This is a genomic window from Rheinheimera nanhaiensis E407-8, from assembly GCF_000296695.1.
GTDB classification, from domain to species: domain Bacteria; phylum Pseudomonadota; class Gammaproteobacteria; order Enterobacterales; family Alteromonadaceae; genus Alishewanella; species Alishewanella nanhaiensis.
The window spans coordinates 23214-42106 of record NZ_BAFK01000022.1 but is presented as its reverse complement, the minus strand read 5'-3'; the positions used below and the strand labels follow the sequence as shown (position 1 = coordinate 42106).

General features: G+C 51.7%; 17 protein-coding genes and 4 tRNA genes. 7 read left to right on the top strand and 14 right to left on the bottom strand.

Annotation, left to right across the window (positions count from 1 at the left end; genetic code table 11):
- Positions 1–4: 4 nt before the first annotated feature.
- Entirely contained in the window at positions 5–1027 is a 1023-nt protein-coding gene (locus RNAN_RS15390) for an ExeA family protein (RefSeq protein ID WP_040552308.1), read from the bottom strand.
- Positions 1028–1368: 341 nt separating this feature from the next.
- On the opposite strand from RNAN_RS15390, the gene RNAN_RS15385 reads away from it, so the two are divergent.
- From RNAN_RS15385 to RNAN_RS15370, 4 genes are all read left to right on the top strand, one after another.
- Positions 1369–1444, top strand: a tRNA-Ala gene (locus RNAN_RS15385).
- Between the two features lie 14 nt (positions 1445–1458).
- Positions 1459–1534: transfer RNA gene (locus RNAN_RS15380), tRNA-Glu, on the top strand.
- A 33-nt stretch (positions 1535–1567) separates the two neighbouring features.
- Positions 1568–1643: transfer RNA gene (locus RNAN_RS15375), tRNA-Glu, on the top strand.
- A gap of 28 nt (positions 1644–1671) precedes the next feature.
- Positions 1672–1747 (top strand) — tRNA-Glu (locus RNAN_RS15370).
- A gap of 95 nt (positions 1748–1842) precedes the next feature.
- Here the strand turns inward: RNAN_RS15370 and RNAN_RS15365 are convergent.
- Positions 1843–2430: an arylesterase gene (locus tag RNAN_RS15365; RefSeq protein WP_008223456.1), complete on the bottom strand. Its 588-nt coding sequence runs from the start codon at positions 2428–2430 to the stop codon at positions 1843–1845.
- Between the two features lies 1 nt (position 2431).
- On the opposite strand from RNAN_RS15365, the gene RNAN_RS15360 reads away from it, so the two are divergent.
- Both RNAN_RS15360 and RNAN_RS15355 read left to right on the top strand, forming a co-directional pair.
- The gene (locus RNAN_RS15360; protein ID WP_040552306.1) at positions 2432–3139 is read left to right on the top strand and encodes an ABC transporter ATP-binding protein; all 708 of its coding nucleotides are present in this window, start codon (positions 2432–2434) and stop codon (positions 3137–3139) included.
- Complete coding sequence (locus RNAN_RS15355; protein ID WP_008223451.1) at positions 3129–5618, top strand: ABC transporter permease; 2490 nt, start codon at positions 3129–3131, stop codon at positions 5616–5618. The genes RNAN_RS15360 and RNAN_RS15355 overlap by 11 nt, the downstream gene beginning before the upstream one ends.
- Before the next feature lie 24 nt (positions 5619–5642).
- On the opposite strand, the gene RNAN_RS15350 is transcribed toward RNAN_RS15355, so the two are convergent.
- The 5 genes from RNAN_RS15350 to RNAN_RS15330 form a co-directional block, all read right to left on the bottom strand.
- Positions 5643–6536, bottom strand: a complete 894-nt coding sequence (locus tag RNAN_RS15350; RefSeq protein ID WP_008223450.1) for a TIGR01777 family oxidoreductase — start codon at positions 6534–6536, stop codon at positions 5643–5645.
- Positions 6537–6579: 43 nt separating this feature from the next.
- Positions 6580–6945 carry a dihydroneopterin triphosphate 2'-epimerase gene (gene folX / locus RNAN_RS15345; protein WP_008223448.1) on the bottom strand — a complete coding sequence of 122 codons (366 nt, stop codon included), beginning with the start codon at positions 6943–6945 and terminating at the stop codon, positions 6580–6582.
- A gap of 79 nt (positions 6946–7024) precedes the next feature.
- Positions 7025–8305 carry an ATP-binding protein gene (locus tag RNAN_RS15340; RefSeq protein WP_008223446.1) on the bottom strand — a complete coding sequence of 427 codons (1281 nt, stop codon included), beginning with the start codon at positions 8303–8305 and terminating at the stop codon, positions 7025–7027.
- Positions 8306–8336: 31 nt separating this feature from the next.
- Positions 8337–9014 carry a response regulator transcription factor gene (locus tag RNAN_RS15335; RefSeq protein ID WP_008223444.1) on the bottom strand — a complete coding sequence of 226 codons (678 nt, stop codon included), beginning with the start codon at positions 9012–9014 and terminating at the stop codon, positions 8337–8339.
- On the bottom strand, positions 9014–9325 hold the full coding sequence (locus RNAN_RS15330; RefSeq protein WP_237739936.1) for a PepSY domain-containing protein: 312 nt from the start codon (positions 9323–9325) through the stop codon (positions 9014–9016). Before RNAN_RS15330 ends, RNAN_RS15335 begins: the two co-directional genes overlap by 1 nt.
- 288 nt (positions 9326–9613) lie before the next feature.
- On the opposite strand from RNAN_RS15330, the gene RNAN_RS15325 reads away from it, so the two are divergent.
- Entirely contained in the window at positions 9614–9928 is a 315-nt protein-coding gene (locus tag RNAN_RS15325; RefSeq protein ID WP_008223438.1) for a ComEA family DNA-binding protein, read from the top strand.
- A gap of 14 nt (positions 9929–9942) precedes the next feature.
- Here RNAN_RS15325 and RNAN_RS15320 read toward each other — a convergent pair whose 3' ends face one another.
- From RNAN_RS15320 to RNAN_RS15290, 7 genes are all read right to left on the bottom strand, one after another.
- Entirely contained in the window at positions 9943–11163 is a 1221-nt protein-coding gene (locus tag RNAN_RS15320) for an EAL and HDOD domain-containing protein (protein ID WP_008223437.1), read from the bottom strand.
- A gap of 110 nt (positions 11164–11273) precedes the next feature.
- Positions 11274–12785 carry a sodium/proline symporter PutP gene (gene putP / locus RNAN_RS15315; RefSeq protein WP_008223435.1) on the bottom strand — a complete coding sequence of 504 codons (1512 nt, stop codon included), beginning with the start codon at positions 12783–12785 and terminating at the stop codon, positions 11274–11276.
- Positions 12786–12991: 206 nt separating this feature from the next.
- Positions 12992–14656, bottom strand: a complete 1665-nt coding sequence (locus RNAN_RS15310) for a BatD family protein (RefSeq protein WP_008223433.1) — start codon at positions 14654–14656, stop codon at positions 12992–12994.
- Positions 14650–16461: a VWA domain-containing protein gene (locus RNAN_RS15305; protein ID WP_008223431.1), complete on the bottom strand. Its 1812-nt coding sequence runs from the start codon at positions 16459–16461 to the stop codon at positions 14650–14652. The genes RNAN_RS15310 and RNAN_RS15305 overlap by 7 nt, the downstream gene beginning before the upstream one ends.
- Positions 16451–17443, bottom strand: coding sequence for a vWA domain-containing protein (locus tag RNAN_RS15300; protein WP_008223430.1), 993 nt, complete (start codon positions 17441–17443; stop codon positions 16451–16453). Before RNAN_RS15300 ends, RNAN_RS15305 begins: the two co-directional genes overlap by 11 nt.
- A complete protein-coding gene (locus RNAN_RS15295) occupies positions 17430–17942 on the bottom strand; it encodes a DUF4381 family protein (RefSeq protein ID WP_008223429.1) in 513 nt (170 codons plus the stop codon). The genes RNAN_RS15300 and RNAN_RS15295 overlap by 14 nt, the downstream gene beginning before the upstream one ends.
- Positions 17939–18892: a DUF58 domain-containing protein gene (locus tag RNAN_RS15290; RefSeq protein WP_008223428.1), complete on the bottom strand. Its 954-nt coding sequence runs from the start codon at positions 18890–18892 to the stop codon at positions 17939–17941. The genes RNAN_RS15295 and RNAN_RS15290 overlap by 4 nt, the downstream gene beginning before the upstream one ends.
- Between the last annotated feature and the right edge of the window lies 1 nt (position 18893).

Genomic DNA, 18893 nt, shown 5'->3' with positions numbered 1-18893 from the left:
ACCCTTAGTCGGTGTTGTCGTTGTTTTCCCGGCTGTTTAACAGTTGCTGTTGACGTTTTAACAGGGCATCCAGTTCTTTCGCCATTTTCAGCTTTTGTTCCAGCTCATTGTCCAGCATCGCAGTCAGCTCATGCAGCATGGTTTTAGATGATACTGAAGCTGAAGCAGCTGGAGCTGGGGTTGGGCTGGTCGCCGGCATAGCGATAGCGGGCTGATTCGCAATTTCCTGCGCCAGTTCGTCCAGCACCATTTGTACTGCATCAGCGTCAATGACCGGCTGCTCTTCTAAATAACCAAACAACAAAATACGGTCCATCACTGTATTGATTTTGCGTGGTATGCCGCGGCTGTAGCGTTGGATCAGCGGGTAGCATTGGTCGGACAACAAACTGCTCTGGCCGCCAGCTTGCTGCAGCCGATACTGAATATAGGCTTTAGTGTCTTCTTCGGCAAAAGCCGATAAGTTAGACGAGGCGATAATGCGCTGGCGAAACTGCTCCATGTTCGGTGCCTGGATAATGGCATTTAGTTCGTTTTGCCCCAGCAGAAAGCTTTGTAGCAGTGGTTTGCCGTTAAGCTGAAAGTTAGACAGCATTCTTAGTTCTTCAATGGCTGCCAGTGGCAAGTTCTGTGCTTCATCCACTAACAACAATGCACGACGGTGCTGGGCATGTAACCGTTTTAAATAACTGTAGATGGCATCAAGATAACTGGCTTTGTTGTGCTCAGTGACCACCAGATTAAAACTGGAGGCAATCATACGGATCAAATCATCCGGCTCAAGCTTTGAGGTGACAATTTGCTTGGCAATAATTTCATCCTGGTTTAACTGCGCCAGTAATTGGTTGGCAATAGTGGTTTTGCCGGTACCGACATCGCCGGTAATAACGATAAAACCCTCACCTTGTGATAAGCCATATTGCAGGTAGGCCAACGCCCGTTTATGCAGTTTGCTGGCGTAAAACAAGTGTGGACTGGGGGTAAGTTGAAATGGGCGATCCCTGAACCCGTAGTACTTCTCGTACATAATGACGTTTCCTTTATAGTGACACTGAGTGCAAACCCACTCATTCGCCTGCGGTTAGTGTATACAAGAAACGCCAGAAACACGATCCCGCTGATAAAGTTAACCAACAGTTTTTAACCTTTGCTGCGGGCTCCGTCAGCGCATTGTTAGCGCTGCTTATTGGCTAAGTTGTTATTACTGCTGCAATTTCAAGCGAAAAGTGTCGATTAATACAGCGCGGCGTTTAAAAAATGGCCGAACGAAAAAACCTGCAGAAAAAACTGTTGACACATTTTCAGTGGCACCCTAGAATGCGCCCCGTGTTCAGCGCTAATGCAAATTAGTAAAGAACATAAAAGTGTGGGGCTATAGCTCAGCTGGGAGAGCGCTTGCATGGCATGCAAGAGGTCAGCGGTTCGATCCCGCTTAGCTCCACCAAGATTTTTTCGTGCGTCCCCTTCGTCTAGAGGCCTAGGACACCGCCCTTTCACGGCGGTAACAGGGGTTCGAATCCCCTAGGGGACGCCAATTAATCTGCACTTTTAGAATGAATGTCTTTGCGTCCCCTTCGTCTAGAGGCCTAGGACACCGCCCTTTCACGGCGGTAACAGGGGTTCGAATCCCCTAGGGGACGCCACTTCATTATTCTGCTTATCTGTTACTGTGTCCCCTTCGTCTAGAGGCCTAGGACACCGCCCTTTCACGGCGGTAACAGGGGTTCGAATCCCCTAGGGGACGCCACGATTCGTCAAACACATCTAGCACTGCTACTTATTACACCTGATAGTTAAACACTCAACACTCAACACTCAACTGCCCGTCCCTGAGCGTGACGCTTATGGCGTTGGCAATTCATCCAGTAATTTCGCCACAAACACACTGATCTGTGGTTGCGCTTTGGTATTGGGATGAATGCCATCCTGCATCATCAAGTCACTGTTAATTGCTATCTCATCCATAAAAAACGGCCATAGCGTTATGGAAAATTTTTCTGCCAGCGCCGGATAGATCGCACTGAATTGTTGTCCATAGCGTGGTCCATAGTTCGGCGGAATGCGTATTTGCATTAACACCGGCATCGCATTATGCTGCTGCACTAAGGTAATGATTTGGCTCAAATTTGATTTTACGGTGTCGATGGCAAAGCCACGCAGGCCGTCGTTGCCTCCCAGTTCAATCAATACAGCGTCAGGCTGGTGTTGTTTTAACAGCGCTGGTAAACGGGCCAAACCGCCGGCGGTGGTTTCACCGCTGATACTGGCATTAACTAACTGCCAGTCGGTGCGTTGCTGCAGCAGATGAGGCCAGCCCTCGTGCTGCTGCATGCCATAGGCTGCACTTAAACTGTCGCCCAGGATCAGCATTTTTTGCGCTAAGGCAGACTGGCTGAATAACACGATTAACAACAAGAAGATAATACGCATAATGAATACACCTGAAGTTCATATCAACGCGGTTCGGTTGGCTAAGAGTGTCAAACTGACCGAAGGTTCCTTAACTATCCTGCACGATATTAGCCTGACGATCAATCGTGGTGAGACTGTGGCTATTGTTGGCGCCTCGGGCTCGGGTAAATCAACGCTGCTCAGTTTACTGGCCGGACTGGATGTCCCCAGCAGTGGTGAAGTGCATCTGGCAGGGCAGGCACTACACCGGTTATCTGAAGATGAGCGCGCGGCCATCCGTGCTGAGCATGTCGGTTTTGTGTTTCAGTCGTTTTTGTTACTGCCAAGCCTGACTGCGATAGAAAACATTACCCTGCCAGCGGAACTTGCCGGCGTGAAAGACGCGCGCGAGCGGGCGCTGACGTTGCTGAAACAGGTTGGCCTGTCAGAGCGGGCTGATTTTTATCCGGCACAGTTATCCGGCGGCGAGCAGCAGCGGGTTGCCATAGCGCGCGCCTTTATTACCCGCCCTGCAGTGTTATTTGCTGATGAACCTTCTGCTAACCTTGATGCGGTGACCGGGCAAAAAATAGAAGACTTGCTGTTCCGGTTAAATGCCGAGCAGGGCACGACACTGGTATTGGTAACCCACAATGATGAGCTGGCCAGACGTTGTCAGCGGCAGTGCCGGATGCAGGCTGGCCGTTTTATCGACACAACAACACAGGATTTAGCAGATGTGGGCTAGTATTGCATGGCGCTTATTCTGGCGCGAGCTGCGCCGCGGTGAGCTGTGGGTTATAGCCTTTGCCTTGTTTTTGGCGGTCGGCTCTGTGGTCAGTTTAAGCGGTATCACCGAAGGGGTTAAAAGTGCGCTGTTGCAACGCAGCGCCCAGTTTAACGCAGCCGATAAAGTGCTGCGCTCCAGCCAGCCGTTTGATGAGCAGTTATTTGAGCTTGCCGAGCAGCAACACCAGCTTAGTACAGCCAGACAAATGCAGTTTGACTCTATGTTGTTTTCCGGTGATGCGATGCAACTGGCAACCATCAAAGCGGTCAGTAGCAGTTATCCGCTACGCGGAGATTTAGTGCTCTACCGCTCGGAGTTGGTCACAGCCGGCGAAACCGCTGTGTTAACCCCAGGGCAGGTATTTTTTGAGGCGCGTTTATTCGACCTGCTGGGCGTAAAAGTTGGCGACGAGGTGGAGCTTGGCCTGGCCAAATTACAGGTGGGCGGGGTTATTGTTAACGAGCCAGATGCGCCGCTAAGTGTATTTGGCGGCTCGCCGCGTGTGATTATGCACCTGGATGATGTACCGGCGACCGACATTGTGCAACCGGGCAGTCGCATTGGTTATCGTTATCTGTTTGCCGGTGATACTACTGCCTTAGCCCAGTTTGAAGCTGAGGCAAACGACAAACTCAGCGTGCATCAACGCTGGCAAAAGATGGATCGTGAATCGGCCATTGGCGGAGCGCTGGAGCGGGCAGAGCGGTTTTTATTGTTAGCGGGTTTGCTGGGTATTGTGCTGGCAGCTTGTGCTGCCGCCGTTGCCGCCAGCCGCTACAGTCAGCGCCATACGCGGGCTGTGGCCATCGTTAAAGCGCTGGGCGCGACAACAGCGCAAATCAGGCTGATATACGGCAGCCATCTGCTGTTAGTTGTGCTGTTTAGCCTGGTATGTGGCCTGGTTGCCGGACAACTGGCGATTGGTGCCGTACAGTGGGGCATTAACCTCTACATGGCAGACTATCGGGCCGAATTTAGTATCCGGCCATTGTGGTTGGGCGCGTTAACCTGTGTTATCTGTGCACTGCTGTTTGCGGCGCGGCCAATGTGGCGCTTAGCAAACACGGCGGCCATAGAGGTATTAAAACAGCCTGCAGCGCAATTTGTTGTGGATAAACTGCAGTGGCTAACCGGCGCTGCTGCTATCTGGGCTCTGATGTGGTTATTCAGTGGCGAGCTGGTGCTGAGTATCGGATTATTTTTGCTTTGTGCCGGTTTTGCCGCGCTGTTAATAGCGACGGCCGCTGTGATTGTCCGCTTAGTAAAACCTGCCGCCGCAGGGCAGGCCAGTGCGCCTAAACTGGCGATTGCCAACTTGCGCCGGCGTTTATGGGCCAACAGCTTTCAGCTGATTACCTTTAGCCTGGCCATTTTTCTGGCATTACTACTGTACTTTTTGCGTGCTGAGCTTATTGGCCAGTGGCAACGGCAAATTCCTGAAGGCGCACCTAACCAGTTTTTGGTGAATATTAATCAGCAGCAGCGCACGGTGCTGAATAACTTTGCCCGTGAGCAGCAGTTGCAGCTGGATCAATATTATCCGGTAGTACGCGGGCGTTTGCTGTCGATTAACGATGAACAATTGCAGCAAGAGGCCACGAAAGAAGACCGCAGCCAGCAGCGGGTTGGGGTGGGGCGTGAGCTTAATTTAACCTGGCTGACGGCGCTGCCAAAAAATAATCATATTCTGCAGGGTAATTGGTTTACCGAAGGTGCGACAGCACAGGTGTCAGTAGAAGAAGAAATTGCCGAGCGTCTGGAGGTTAAACTGGGCGACAGTCTGGCGTTTTCTATTGGCGGGCAGCAAGTAAGCGCAGTGGTGAGCAGTATCCGCAAAGTAGACTGGAACAGCCTGCAGCCGAACTTTTACATGATTTTAAGCCCGGATCTGCTGGCCGATTTTCCGGCCACCTATATTACGGCGTTTTATCTGCCCGCTGAGCGCAATCAATTACTAAACCAATTGGCGCGTTTGTTGCCAACAGTCAGCGTGATTAGCGTAGATAACATTATCGCGCAGGTAAACGACATTATCGATCAGGTAACAGTGGCGCTGAGCTTTATTTTGCTGATCATTTGTCTGGCCGCGGCATTAGTGCTGGTGGCGCAGGTACAGGCAACACTGGAGCAGCGCGAGCAAGAGCTGGCAATCTTGCGCACACTGGGGGCGCGCTATGCACTACTGCGAAATGCGTTGTTGCTGGAGTTTGCCCTGCTAGGCGCTATGGCCGGTGGCTTTGCAACCCTCTTGGCAGAGCTGATGCTGCTGTTGGTACAGCAGCGGGTATTTGAATTACCCTTTACGCCACACTACAGTTTGTGGTGGATGGGGCCGGCGCTGGGTATCGGTATGGTCACCTTACTGGGTTGGTGGCAATTGCGGCGTTTATTAAGTATTCCGGGCGCGCAGTTAATGCGCCGGGTTCTGCAAGGTTAATCGTAAAGCTGAGGAATGCAGGGCTTAGCCCTGCAAGTCCTGCAGTGCGGGCGCGAGCGTTGCAAACTTAAACTCAAAGCCGGCTTTAACCAAATTAGCCGGCAACACCCGCTGGCCTGTTAACAGTAAGTCGGCCATTTCACCCAGCAATAGCTTTAACACAAAGGCCGGCACCGGGAATATTGCCGGGCGGTGTAACACCTTCGCCAGTGTCTGGCTAAATTCTGTGTTGGTTACCGGGGCAGGGGCGGTGGCATTAAAGGGCCCTGTTAGCGTAGGGTGCAGTAGTAAAAACTCAATGAGCCGCAGCATATCGCTTAAGTGGATCCACGACATATATTGCTCACCGCTGCCCACCCGGCCGCCCAGGCCCAGTTTAAACGCCGGCAACATCTTGGCAAGCGCGCCGCCTTTGGCAGAGAGCACTATGCCGGTGCGAAGCAGACAGACACGGGTTTTATCGCTTTGCGCCTGCAGGGCAATTTGCTCCCAGCGCTGACAGAGTAAATGGGTAAACTCGCAGTGATAATGGCTGAAATCTTCATGGATTAAACTGGCATCCTGCCGGCCATAGATACCAATGGCAGAGCCGCTGATCAGCACCGAGGGAGGCGTGTCAGCGGCATTAATTGCCTGCACCAGCTGTTCGGTTAACTGCCAGCGGCTCTGGCAAAGCCGCTGTTTTTGCTGCGCAGTCCAGCGTTTATCGGCAATAGGCTCTCCTGCCAGGTTAATTACTGCATCCAGCTGATTAAAGTCAACCGCGCTAAGCTCGCTTATCACCTTAGCCTTGTTGCCCAAGCGTTTTTCCGCTTTATGGCTATCGCGGCTTAGCACCCAGAGCTGATGTTGATTGTGCCAGTGTGTTACCAAAGCCGACCCTATCAGGCCGGTACCGCCAGTGAGCAAAATATTCATTGTGGTTACCGTTTGCTGTCAGACGCCTGGCTAAGTATAGAAGCTATTTGTTTACCGACAGAGTCAATGATACTGAGTCGGCAAAGCGCAGCGCATGTGGCTTATCAATTTCAACTTCAGCATAACGCACACTGGGGTGCTCACTGGCAATCGCCAGTACCTCAGCGGTAAGTTTTTCCAGCAACGAAAAACGCTGATGTTCAACCAAAGCAATAATTTTTTTGGTAATAGTGCGGTAGTTAAGTGCTTTATCCATATCATCGCTATTAGCTGCATCAGCTGCGCTGTAATGGATCCTGGCGTTTATTACCACATCTTGTTTATTGTTAATCTCATCTTCTTTAATACCAATAAAGGTACGCAGGCGCAGGTTTTTAATTTTAATAATGGCGGGGTTATCCAATTGCATATAGCGGATTCCAATTAAGTTAGCTTAACAGCCTGATGATACGCCGCTTGCTATGGCCAGGATCAACAGCGGTGGTCAATCAGAGCGATAACTGAAAGCGGGCACCACCCAGTTCACTGTCGTCCAGAGTAAGTTTGCCCGAATAAGACTGCACCAATTCAGCAACAATAGCCAGTCCAACACCATGCCCCTCGTGATAGGTGTCCAATCTGGCGCCGCGCTCAAACAGCTGTTGACGCTTATCTGCCGGCACACCCGGGCCATCATCTTCAATGCTGAGTAGTAATTGTTGATGTTTAGTTTGCACAGTTAGCTCTACCTGATGACGGCAGGCTTTACAGGCGTTATCCAGTAAATTACCCAATATCTCCATTAAATCGGTTTCATCACCGCGAAACACTGCGTTACTGGCGCAGTGCAGCTTAATGTGTACGTTTTTGTGGCGGTAAATTTTATTCAGCGCCGCGATCAGTTTGTCTGCCACCGGCTTGATCTCAATTTGTTTCTTCCAGATATCCTGACCGGAGCTGGCCGCGCGTTTTAACTGGTGCTCAATCATCGAGGTGATGCGATCCAGTTGCTCTTTTAACTCAGGTTGTTGGCTAAGTGCTGAGGTATTAAGTACTGCAACCGGCGTTTTTAACGCGTGCGCCAGGTCGCTTAAATGATTGCGATAGCGCTGTTTCTGCCGGTTTTGGTTGGCCAGCAGCAGGTTTAAGTCTTCTTTGATAATACAAAGCTCGGCCGGATAGCGGCCGGTCAATTGCTCCTGACTGCCGTTTTCGACCCGGCGGATCTCATGGTCCAGCCGTGACAGTGGTTTGGTGGTCCAGTAGTACGCCAGTAACATAATCAGCAGTAATACCAAGCCGATACCAATAAACCATTGCAGCAAGGTGGCGCGAAACGCCAGCTGCGGCGCCATCAGCCGCTCGTCGGTTTGCACAATATGCAGTGTTAAAGGGCGGGTATATTCTTCGGCGTCAAACAGCAATGACAAGGATAGCACCCAGAACTGACCACCCGCTTGGTTCAGTGGCCGGAACAGATGTTCACCCGGCGGTAAATCTTGCCAGGGTGGGCTAAATTGCTGGTTTAACGAAGAGTCGCTTTGCCATACCAATGTCTGCTCGTCAGTAATATAGGCACTTAAGCCAGAGTCTGGCCGATAGAAATCAGGTGCCAGTGCGTTGTTTAGCAGCTCTACCTTATCTTGTGACACACTAAGCTCTGACAGCACCGAATACAGATGCACTTCCAGCTTTTGCTCTGTGTTGGTAATAAGTTGGGTAAAAAAGGCCCGATCAATGGCAACAAAGGAGCTGGGCAACAAAAACAGCAGTAAAAATATACTGACCAAAAGTTGCCGCAGCTTTAGCGATAAGGACATATCAGGCGACAGTCAGAGTGAAACGATAGCCGCGTCCACGCAGGGTCTCGATAGGCTTAATGTCACCTTCGGGGTCCAGCTTTTTCCTCAGCCGCAGGACAAATACTTCTATGACATTACTATCCAGATCAAAGTCCTGATCGTAAATATGTTCGGTCAGCTCAGTTTTGGAAATGACTTTATTAGGGTTCATCATAAAGTATTCCAACACTTTGTACTCATAAGCAGTAAGGCTAACTTCTGCATCGTGCAGCCATACCTGCTGTGTGCGGCTATTCAGCGAAATAGGACCGGCGGCTAGGGTTGGCTCGGGTTGGCCTGCTGCACGGCGGATCAGGGCGTTACAACGGGCTAACAATTCCTCGGTATGAAACGGCTTGGTTAAATAGTCATCGGCACCGGCGTCCAGGCCTTCTACTTTTTCCTGCCAGCTACCGCGGGCCGTCAGCACAATAATAGGTGTTTTTAAGGCTTGCTGCCGTGCCTTTCTGATCAGTGTCAATCCATCCATTTTCGGCAAACCTATGTCGATAATGGCCAAGTCGTACGGGTATTCTGATAATTTAAACCAACCATCATCACCGTCGCTTGCAACGTCGACACTGAACTGCTGCTGTTGTAACTGCTCTTTTATCTGCTGCGCCAGCAAATGTTCATCTTCCACTACCAGTAGACGCATTAATTCCCATCCTTTTTAACACGGCCAGTCTTGCCATCAACCACAACAGTAATCACCCGGCCATCGGGTTGAACCAGTCTTATGCGGTAAAACTCCCGCACAGTTTGTACTTTTACAATACGTCCGGGGTACTGCTGCTGTGCCAGGGCGGCAGCCTGCTCGCGGCTAACCTGCCTTTTGTCCTGCATACTATTAGCGAAGCAGGGGCCAGCTAAAACAAGTACGGCTGTTAGCAGTAATACTCGGGTGCCAAACATGGTTATCTCCATTGTTACAAGCGGTACTTTACCGGACAATTTTAACTGCAGCAATGGTTTGCACCAGTTAGCACCCTGCATCGCAGCGTGCTGTCCTTTGCTATTGGCAGTAAGAGTAGGCGGTTATGTCTTAATTAACGCTGAATGTTAATTGTGCTTAAAATGTATTAAAAGTTGCAAAAATATTGCAAAAGTAAATATGGCGGCTATTTTTATTGGGTTGGCAGTGAAACTTCCGAATACTGATAGTGTGACTTGCGTTTTGGTTATTGTGCCAACCCAAAGCCGTCAGGTTGCAGTACAGGATGTCGTCAGGGACCGGGAGCTACTTAAGGATGAACCATGATGAAACCACTCTATTTTGCCCTTGGCATGACCTTACTGAGTTTAACTGCCAACCTCTGTGCAGCTGAAACGTCGTCCGATAAAGTGACCAAAGCCAGTGCTCAGGCCCATGCGGTGCAGAAAGTATCGATTAACAGTGCCTCTTTAGAACAACTGGATGCTATACCAGGTTTGGGACAGAAAAAAGCACAGGCGGTATTGGACTACATTGCAGCCAATGGCCCGATAAAAGACGAAGCGCAGTTAACCCAGGTAAAAGGCATAGGCGAGAAGTTAGCCGCGAAAATCAGCCCCTATCTGAGTTTTAACTAATTTGCCGCCCTGGGTTAGTCACCCAGGGCTTTCATTTGCTCATTGGCCCACTGCACAGCGGTGTGATAAGCATCAGGCACCTTATCATTGGCTAATTGCAGCGCATTGATCGCAGTTGAGGCCTCATGCCACTGTGCAGTCTCATAAAACTGAATCAACTTGATATAGTCAGCCAGTGTGCCTTTTTTCTCTATCAGGGCTTCTTTGATTTCTTTTGCCAGTGGCAGCTTACTCATAACGCTATCGATAGGCTCATCTAAAATTGCGTCCATTAACGACATTAAGCCGGTAAGAAAGGCCTTGTCGGTATCAACTTTACCATGCAGTTGCGCCAGGCCTTCGGCGAAGCGGGCACGGGTCATTGACATGCGCATCAGCTCTGCCGGCTTATCACTACTGATTTGGGCGGTAAACAACAGTGACAGAAACTTTTTCAGCTCAACCTGCCCAAGCACCACCAAGGCTTGTTTAATGGTTTCTATTTCGGCGCGGCGTTTAAAGATAGCTGAGTTACTGTAGCGCAGCAGCTTGTAAGATAAATGCACATCGCGCTGAAACACCTGAGTAATTTTATTCAGATCCATATCGGATTTAGACGTTTCGTATAATAGCTCTGCCAGCGTCATCTGGGCCGGCGACAAAGCTTTAGACTGCATCATCTCGGGTTTCGAGAAAAAGTAACCCTGAAAATAACTAAAGCCTAAATCCATCGCCAGTTGAAACTCTTCGTTAGTTTCGACTTTCTCAGCTAACAGTTTAATATGGCTAAAATCGGCAATCGCCGCTTTAATCTGGTTAATGGTGTCGGTAGAGGTAGAGCGAAAATCAATTTTAATAATGTCAATAAAGGGATAAAAATGCCGCCAAACCGGCTGATGAATATAATCATCCAGCGCTATGACATAACCTTTTTCTTTCAGTGCCTGACACTCTGCCAGCAAACGTTTGCCCGGCTGTATGGTTTCCAGTATTTCTACCACCACCTGCTCTTTGGGCAGCATGCTGGGATATTTTTTAATCAGGGTGTCCAGCGTAAAGTTGATAAAGCCGGGCTTGTCACCGAGAAAGTCATCCAGGCCAAAAGTAAACTGACTGCCCTCAACCATTCGCGACGTCGCTTCATCGCCATCAATATCCGGGAAGGCATTTTCCAGGCCATCACGAAATAGCAACTCGTAGGCATATAGCTCTTTGTTACGATCCAGAATGGGTTGGCGCGCAGCGTAGAAATACATAGATGTCCTATCTCAGAAAGGCACACTAAAACCGTAATTTAGCAAAGTTATTGCGGTGGGGCACATAGTTTTTTATCTGGCCCCACCTAATTTTATGCAGGTACGAGCAGTCAGCTTTGTTTAAGTTGTTGCCGCATGGTATCAAACAAGGTGGTTACCTCATCTGCCGGCGCTTTACTAAACTTACTTACCACGACAATACACAGGGTACTGACGATCACTCCGGGGACAATCTCATACACCAGCGAGCTTAAGCTTTGGCCATTTTCCAGCACGGGTGCGTAGATCCAAAACAATACCGTTGCCGCACCGCTGATGATACCGCTTAAAGCGCCGGCAAACGTCATCCGCTTCCAGTACAGACTCAGTACAATCATCGGGCCAAAGGCTGCACCAAAACCCGCCCAGGCGTTACTGACCAACGATAAAATAGTGCTGTCTCTGTCATAGGCCAGGGCAATAGCCACCAGCGCCACTACTAATACTGATAAGCGTCCGACCATTACCAGCTCTTTTTGGCTGGCATCACGTTTAACAAAAGCTTTGTAAAAATCTTCTGTCAGTGAGCTTGACGTCACCAGCAGCTGCGATGAGATAGTGCTCATAATGGCCGCTAAGATGGCTGCCAGCAAAAAGCCGGAGATCAGTGGGTGAAATAAAAACTGTGAAAAGACAATAAAGATGGTTTCGGCATCGTTTAGTGTCATTTTGGTATTTTCCACATAAGCAATGCCGACCAGGCCGGTCATTAAGGCACCTATGATGGTAATCAGCATCCAGCTCATACCGATACGGCGCGCGGTTTTAATGTCTGATACTGAGCGGATCGCCATAAAACGCACAATAATATGCGGCTGACCAAAATAGCCAAAACCCCAGGATAACAGCGAGATAATACCCAGTAACGACATGGCCTGCGCCGTTTTGGCGTCGGTAAAGGGGTCAATAAAGTTGCTGTCTATCGTGTTTACCTGCTCAAATACCGAGCCTAAGCCTCCCAGATGATCAATAGCCACCAGCGGCACCAGTACCAGAGCAATAAACATAATACAGCCCTGTACAAAGTCGGTGATACTTACCGCCATAAAACCGCCGAACAGGGTATAAGCCACCACCACACCGGCGGTAACATACAAACCCAGCTCGTAACTTAAGCCAAACGAGCTTTCAAATAACTTACCGCCACCGACAACGCCAGACGAGGTGTAAAGCGTGAAGAAAATCACGATAACAATAGACGATACGACCCGTAGCAGCCGCGTTTTATCGGCAAAGCGTTTTTCAAAGTAATCCGGAATGGTAATAGCGTCATGTGCCACTTCGGTGTACACCCTTAGCCTGGGGGCGACAATCAGATAATTGACATAGGCACCAATCAGTAAGCCGACGGCTATCCAGGCGCTGCTGACGCCGGATAAATACATGGCACCGGGCACACCCAGTAACATCCAGCCACTCATATCAGAAGCACCAGCGGACAGTGCTGTAACGCCGGGGCCTAATTTTCGCCCACCCAGCATATAACCTGATACATCATCAGTAGAGGTTTTGTAGCCGTAAAGGCCAATGGCTAACATAGCGAGAAAATACACAGCCAGCGAGATAATGGTACCTGTTTCCAAACCTGTTTCTCCTTAAGCAGTCGTCGCTGTGCTTTGCTTAAGCCTGTCCTAAGCAAAACACAGGATAAAAAAATACCTGATGTGGCATCAGGTTATAAAACGACGTTATGTTAACAACTTGCCGCTATTGATACCAGTGCTTCGCGCTGGTTAGTCCTTGGTAGGGGATAGCCAGCCAAAAAACGGCGCCTTGGCTGGCATGTCTCTTAGTTGGGGTAGAGCGGTTTTAAAGTGCGATCTGCTGTATCAGCTGGCTGGTTTTTCCGGTATTGCTGCCAGCATTGCCACAAGGTTTGCCCTTGCCAGCCGGATGGCGCCGCGCCATACAGCGCCTGGTTTAGCTGCATAATTTCACGGCTAAGCGCGGTATCGTCAATTAGCCTGCTTAGCGGGGTTAATGCCGATAAACGCTGATCCAGCTGTTGATGGGCAAAGCGCAGCAACTCCGCTTTGGCCGCCTGGGCATCATTTTGCTGACACGCCTGCTGTAGCTTGCTGGCATTAAAGCGCACCCTGCTTGGGGCAACAGCGGCAGCTTTGGTGTGTTTGGTAGCTTGCCACAACACAACCAGTAGCAGGGTGCTGCACAGCCACAGCGCTAACAGCGCACTGCTAAGGTAATTCCATGCCCAGGGCGAGGCAGCGGCGGTATTACGGCTGGGCGGTGCTGCGGCCATATCGCCCGGTGCAGTCGCTGTCACGCCGGCTGGTGTTGTAACCAAAGCCGCAGGTTCGCCGGCAACCTTTAGGGTGCGGGCGGGTAAAGTGGCATAATCCAGCTGATTGGTTTGGCTGTTCCACCAGGGTAGGCGCACCTCTGGCAGCTCAAGCTCACCGGCTTTGTTGGCCACCACCGCACTGGTAAAGATTTTTTGCGCCACTAAGCGGCCATTGCGTTCGGCGCTTTTACTTTGCGGCTGCTCCTGATACAAGCGTAAGCCGTCCGGAAACTGCTGGTTAAGCTCTGGTAATTGATTCTCGGCCACATCAACCGCTGAAAGCGTAATGGTGCGGGTTACCGGCTCGCCTTGTTTAAGCTCAGTAGGCTCTGGGGTCCATTCTTCTGTCAGTGTCACCAAACCTGCCACCAGCCAGCTACCGGGAAAATTAGCCGGTATCGCATCGACGCTGATATCAAGCGGCTGGCCTTGTGCTACCACCGTTTTAGTGCGGGCAAAGTAGTTATAGCGGGCGCTGTCGCGGTCAACCATTTCGCCGTTAAAGGTGGGCGGGCCGATGCTGAAGTTACCACTGCGCTGCGGTGTAATAGCATAACGACGGGTGATGGTGCGATAACGGATGCCGTTTACCAGCTCTGTGCCTTCAACGTCCTGGCCCACCTGACTGATACTGGCGCCGTCTAATTGCGGCTCTGACAGGGAGCCTCGCTGTAAGTCACCATTAAAGTAAATGGTGACCTGATAATAGGCCAGCTGCTGCACATAAAGCTGTTGCTGATCGATACTGGCTTGTAAAAACAGCTCCTGGCTGTGCCCTCTGTTGGCGGGGGATTCATCCAGCACTTCCAGCGTCAGGGGTTCAGTTGTTAACCCCTGCACGCTAAAAGCCGGTATGCTCAGGCGTCCGCTTTTCTTTGGTAATAACACCACATTCCAGCGTGTGCTCTGGCTGGCCTGGCCATTGATCACCTGTGACGAAGTGCTGACTGAGGGCAGCATTACGGTAAAGTCAGACTCGAGCACGCGAAAATTAATCGCATCTGCGGGCAGGCGCGCATCGGCGGTAACCTGTAAGGTTACCGATTCACCGCGTAGGGCCGGGTTTTTATCCAGTTGTGCCGTTAACTGGCTTAAGGCGAAAACCGGCAGGCTGGTCCATAGCAGTGCAAAAAACACAGCAGCTTTTACCATTGTTCATCAACTCCCATGGGCAAACGTTGTTGCTGGCGTTTTAAATACTCAAGATACATTTTATTGCGTAGCAGCAGTGCCGGGTCATCCTGTACTTTGCGCAGCAGGTTATCCAACTGCTGTTGCTCTTCCGGTGTGGCATTTGGCCAGGCTTCACGAATGGCCTGCTGTTCAGCTTCGGTTTGTTCGGCCTGTTGCTGCTCTTCAGCAGTTGCAGCCTGAGGTTCGTCTTCTTGCGGCGTGTCTGGCGCGTCGTTTTGCTGCCTGCTATCTTCAGGCTGCGCTGAGGCGTCATTATCGCTCGCTTGCGGGTTGTCGCCTTGCTGCGATTGACTGTCAGACTGCTGCTCGCCCTCTTGCTGCTGGTTATTCTGCTGCTCGCTGTTCTGCTGATCTGCGTTTTGCTGATTTTGCTGCTGGCTTTGTTGCTGCTGTTGCAGTAGCTGCTGCATCAGCTCAGCATTTTGCTGCGCTGGGGCAAAGTCTGGTGCATGTTGCAGTGCCTCATGATAGGCATCCAGCGCTTCCTGATAACGGCCCTGCTGCGCCAGGCTGTTGCCCAGGTTATGCCAGCTGTGCTGATTGGGCGCAGCCTCCACCGCGCGGCGAAAATCCTGCTCGGCGGTGGCATAATCGCCACCACGGTAGGCCGCATTACCCTGCCATAGCGGCTGGCTGAATTTTTGCCGCGCGCTGTCAAACTGGCCGTTAGCATAATCCTGCCGTGCCTGTTGTTGCTTGGTTTGCCAAAAATCGCGCCACTCTATAGCGTCAGCCTGATAGGGCAGCATCAGCACCAGACCAAGGCTTAGTAGTTGACCAAATTTACGCTGCAGCAGCACCAGTGGCAGTAACAGCCAGACCAGATACACAGCGTTGTCCTGCCACTGATCGCCCTGAATTTGCCGGCTGGCATCGGCTGTATCCAGTGCACTTAGCGCTGGCTGCGCAATCAGGCTGGCGACAGCGCCGGGGTTATTGTGCGCGTCCAGATAGATACCGCCGCTTTGACGGGCCAGCGCGGCTAATTGTGCTTTGGGCAGGCGGGGTAACACCACAGCGCCGCTGGCAGATTTTAACAACTCGCCGTTTTCCAGCTGAACCGGGGCACCGTCACTGCTACCAAAGCCTAAAATAGATAAGCGGTGCGGCCAGTTGTTCAGTTTATCCTGAATATCACGCAGGCTGTTGTTGTCAAAACCATCGGTAAAGACGACGACATCGCCACGCGGGTAGCCGGCCTGACGCAGTAAATTATCAGCCTGCTGTAACGCCGCCAGCAGGTTTGAGCCTTGCGCCGGCATAATTTCTGGCTTCAAATCGGGTACCAGCAGGCGGATATTGTTATGGTCCGGCGTCAGCGGTGAGATCACAAAAGCATCACCGGCAAAGCTTAGCAGCGCCAGCTCGCCTTCTTTTAATTGCTCGGTAAAATCCAGCGCGGCAAAACGCTGCTGTGTTAGCCGGTTCGGCGCCATATCGGTAGCGCGCATCGACATCGACATATCCAGCACCAGCACGGTGGCTTTTTTCAGCGCAAACGCCGGTTGCGGTAACTTTTGCCAGCTGGGGCCTGCCAGTGCCAGTGTGGTTAACAGCCAGCACAGTGCCAGCAGTGGTAGCGCCAGTGGCTGCTTTTTACGCAGTAAGCGGGCGCCTAATAATACCGGCTGCAAATGGCTGGCAATAAGCTGGTGCCAGGGGCTGTGCGCCTTACGATGCAGATACAGCAGCGCTAACAACAGCACTACCGGCACCAGGGCCAACAGCCACCAGGGGCGGAGAAAATGAAACTCAGTCAGCATCTGTTAGCACTCCGCGCCAATGGATGTTGCAGGCTGCCAGCACAAACGACAACAGCAGCGCCAAACCGAGCGGCCAGTGCAACAAGCTGCGCTGTGGCCGGTAGCTGAGGGCATCGCGTTCAATCGGCTCCAGCTGGTCAATCAGCTGATAAATCTGGTTTAGCTCGTTTAAATCGCGGGCGCGAAAATAACGCCCGCCGGTATCTTCGGCCAATTGGGTGAGCAGACGCTCATCCAGATCCTGCGACGGGTTCACCATGCGCCGGCCAAATACGCTTTGTTGCAGCATTTGCTCGGCGCCTACGCCAACGGTATGTATTTTTACCCCGGCTGCTTTGGCCAGTTGCAGCGCTTCCAGCGGCTGAATATTACCGGCGGTGTTGGCGCCGTCACTGAGTAAGATCAGCACCTTATTTGAGCTGTCATAAGTATTAAGCCGTTTTACCGCCAGGCCAATCGCTTCGCCAATCGCGGTGCGGGTACCGACTAAGCGCAGCACACTGTCATCCAGCATTTTTTGCACCGTGACTAGATCAAAGGTCAGCGGTGTTTGCTGATAAGCGGCATCGGCAAACAGGATCAAGCCAATACGGTCGCCCTGGCGGCGCTTAATAAAATCACTGACCACCAGTTTAACGGCATCCAGCCGGTTTATGCTCTGGCCCTGATGCTGCATATCGGTAATTTCCATTGAGCCGGATAAATCCAGTGCCAGCATCAGATCACGGCCTTGCTGGGGCAGATTAACCGGCTCGCCCAGCCAGCGCGGTTGGGTAGCACTTAGCACCAACAGTAGCCAAATCAGCAGCGCCAGCACCGAGGGCAGGGTAAGTTTGCGCCCCGGCTGCTGCTCAGTTTGCTGCGCCAGTTTTGCCAGGGCCGGTAAGGTTAACGCGCTGTCAGACGGTGCCTGGCGTTTTAGCCGCAGCAAGAACGGCGCCAGCGCAAGCAGGCCAAGCCAGGGATAACTAAACTCCAGCATGCGTGCCCTCCGGCCAGCTGTTGATAGCAGCTTTACCCTTGTACGCCTTAAGCCAGCCGCGGGCGAACTGATAAAATTGCTCGCGCGCGGCGCTGTCTGCTTTACTATCAGGCGTATTGCCATACAGCAGCGTGGTTAAATCAGGCAATGGCAGGCTGTGCTGCTGAGACAGCCAGTGTTGCCAGTCGCGGCTATTGTAGCTAAGCGCCGGGTGAGTACTTTGATAGTGTTGCAGCACCTGCTTAATCAGTTGGTTAATTCGCGCAGGTGCATCCTGCTCAGTAGATAATGCCTCCAGTACACTCAAAGCCTGACGTTTGGCGGCAAAACGGCGCCAGTGTAAATAGGCTTTTAGCAGAAAAAACACCACAGCGCCCAGTAACATCAGCAGCACCATCATCATGGCGGGCGTCAGGGTGAAAGCCACAGGTTGCAGCGGTTCACTGATATCGGCCAGCTGCGCTAAAGAGGCGGCTGCTTGCGGCTGCGGCGTTGTCATAGCGGGCGCTCCTTCACCGTGCGGGCGAGTTGGTTAAGCACCGGCTCGGCCGCGCTGACACTGAGCCACTTACAGCCCAACTGACTGACTAACAGTTGCTTTTGCTGCAGGCTGTCGCTTTGTTGCCGCGCATAGCGCTGCTGCAGGCTGCGGCTACCCAGTTCAATATAACCTGTACGGCTGCCATCGCTGACTGCGGCGCTGCCATGGCCATTGGCCGGTAAGGCCAGATCCAGCGGATCGGTAACACAGCAACAGGTCACTTCGTTATGCTGGCGTATCGCGCGAATATGACGCAGGCCGTGCTCATCAAAATCACTAAAGTCAGACAGGATATACACCAGGCTACCCGGACGTACCAAGCGGCGTAACTGGCTCAGTGCCTCGGTTAAGTTAAGGCCGCGCTGCGAATCGCTAGCCTGATGCACACTGGTTAGCGCATGAAAATAGCGCAGCACGCCGTGGCTGCGGCTTTGTGGTTTAAGTTCAAGATGTTGCTGCTGGCTAAACACCAGGCCGCCTAATTTGTCACCACGCTGTTTTACATGCCAGGCAATCAGCGCAGCTAAATGGGCGGCCTGCACCGACTTAAACAGCAGTGCCGAGCCAAAGCGCATACTGCTGCCAAGATCGGTTAAAATAAACACCGGCCGCTCTTTTTCTTCACGAAACAGCTTAGTATGCACCTTGCCGCTACGCGCAGTAACGCGCCAGTCGATGGTGCGTACATCATCACCGCTTTGGTAATGCCGTACTTCATCAAACTCCATACCACGGCCTTTGCTTTTTGCCAGGTAAGTACCGGCCAGTTTGCTGTGAATTGCCATAGTAGGCGTTAAATCCAGCACCTTAGTGTAGCGCTGATACCACAACAATTCGGTAAGCCCCGGGCTTATGCCATTGCTGCCATTTTGTGCCAGCCAGTCACTGGCGTGAAACCCCAGGCTCATA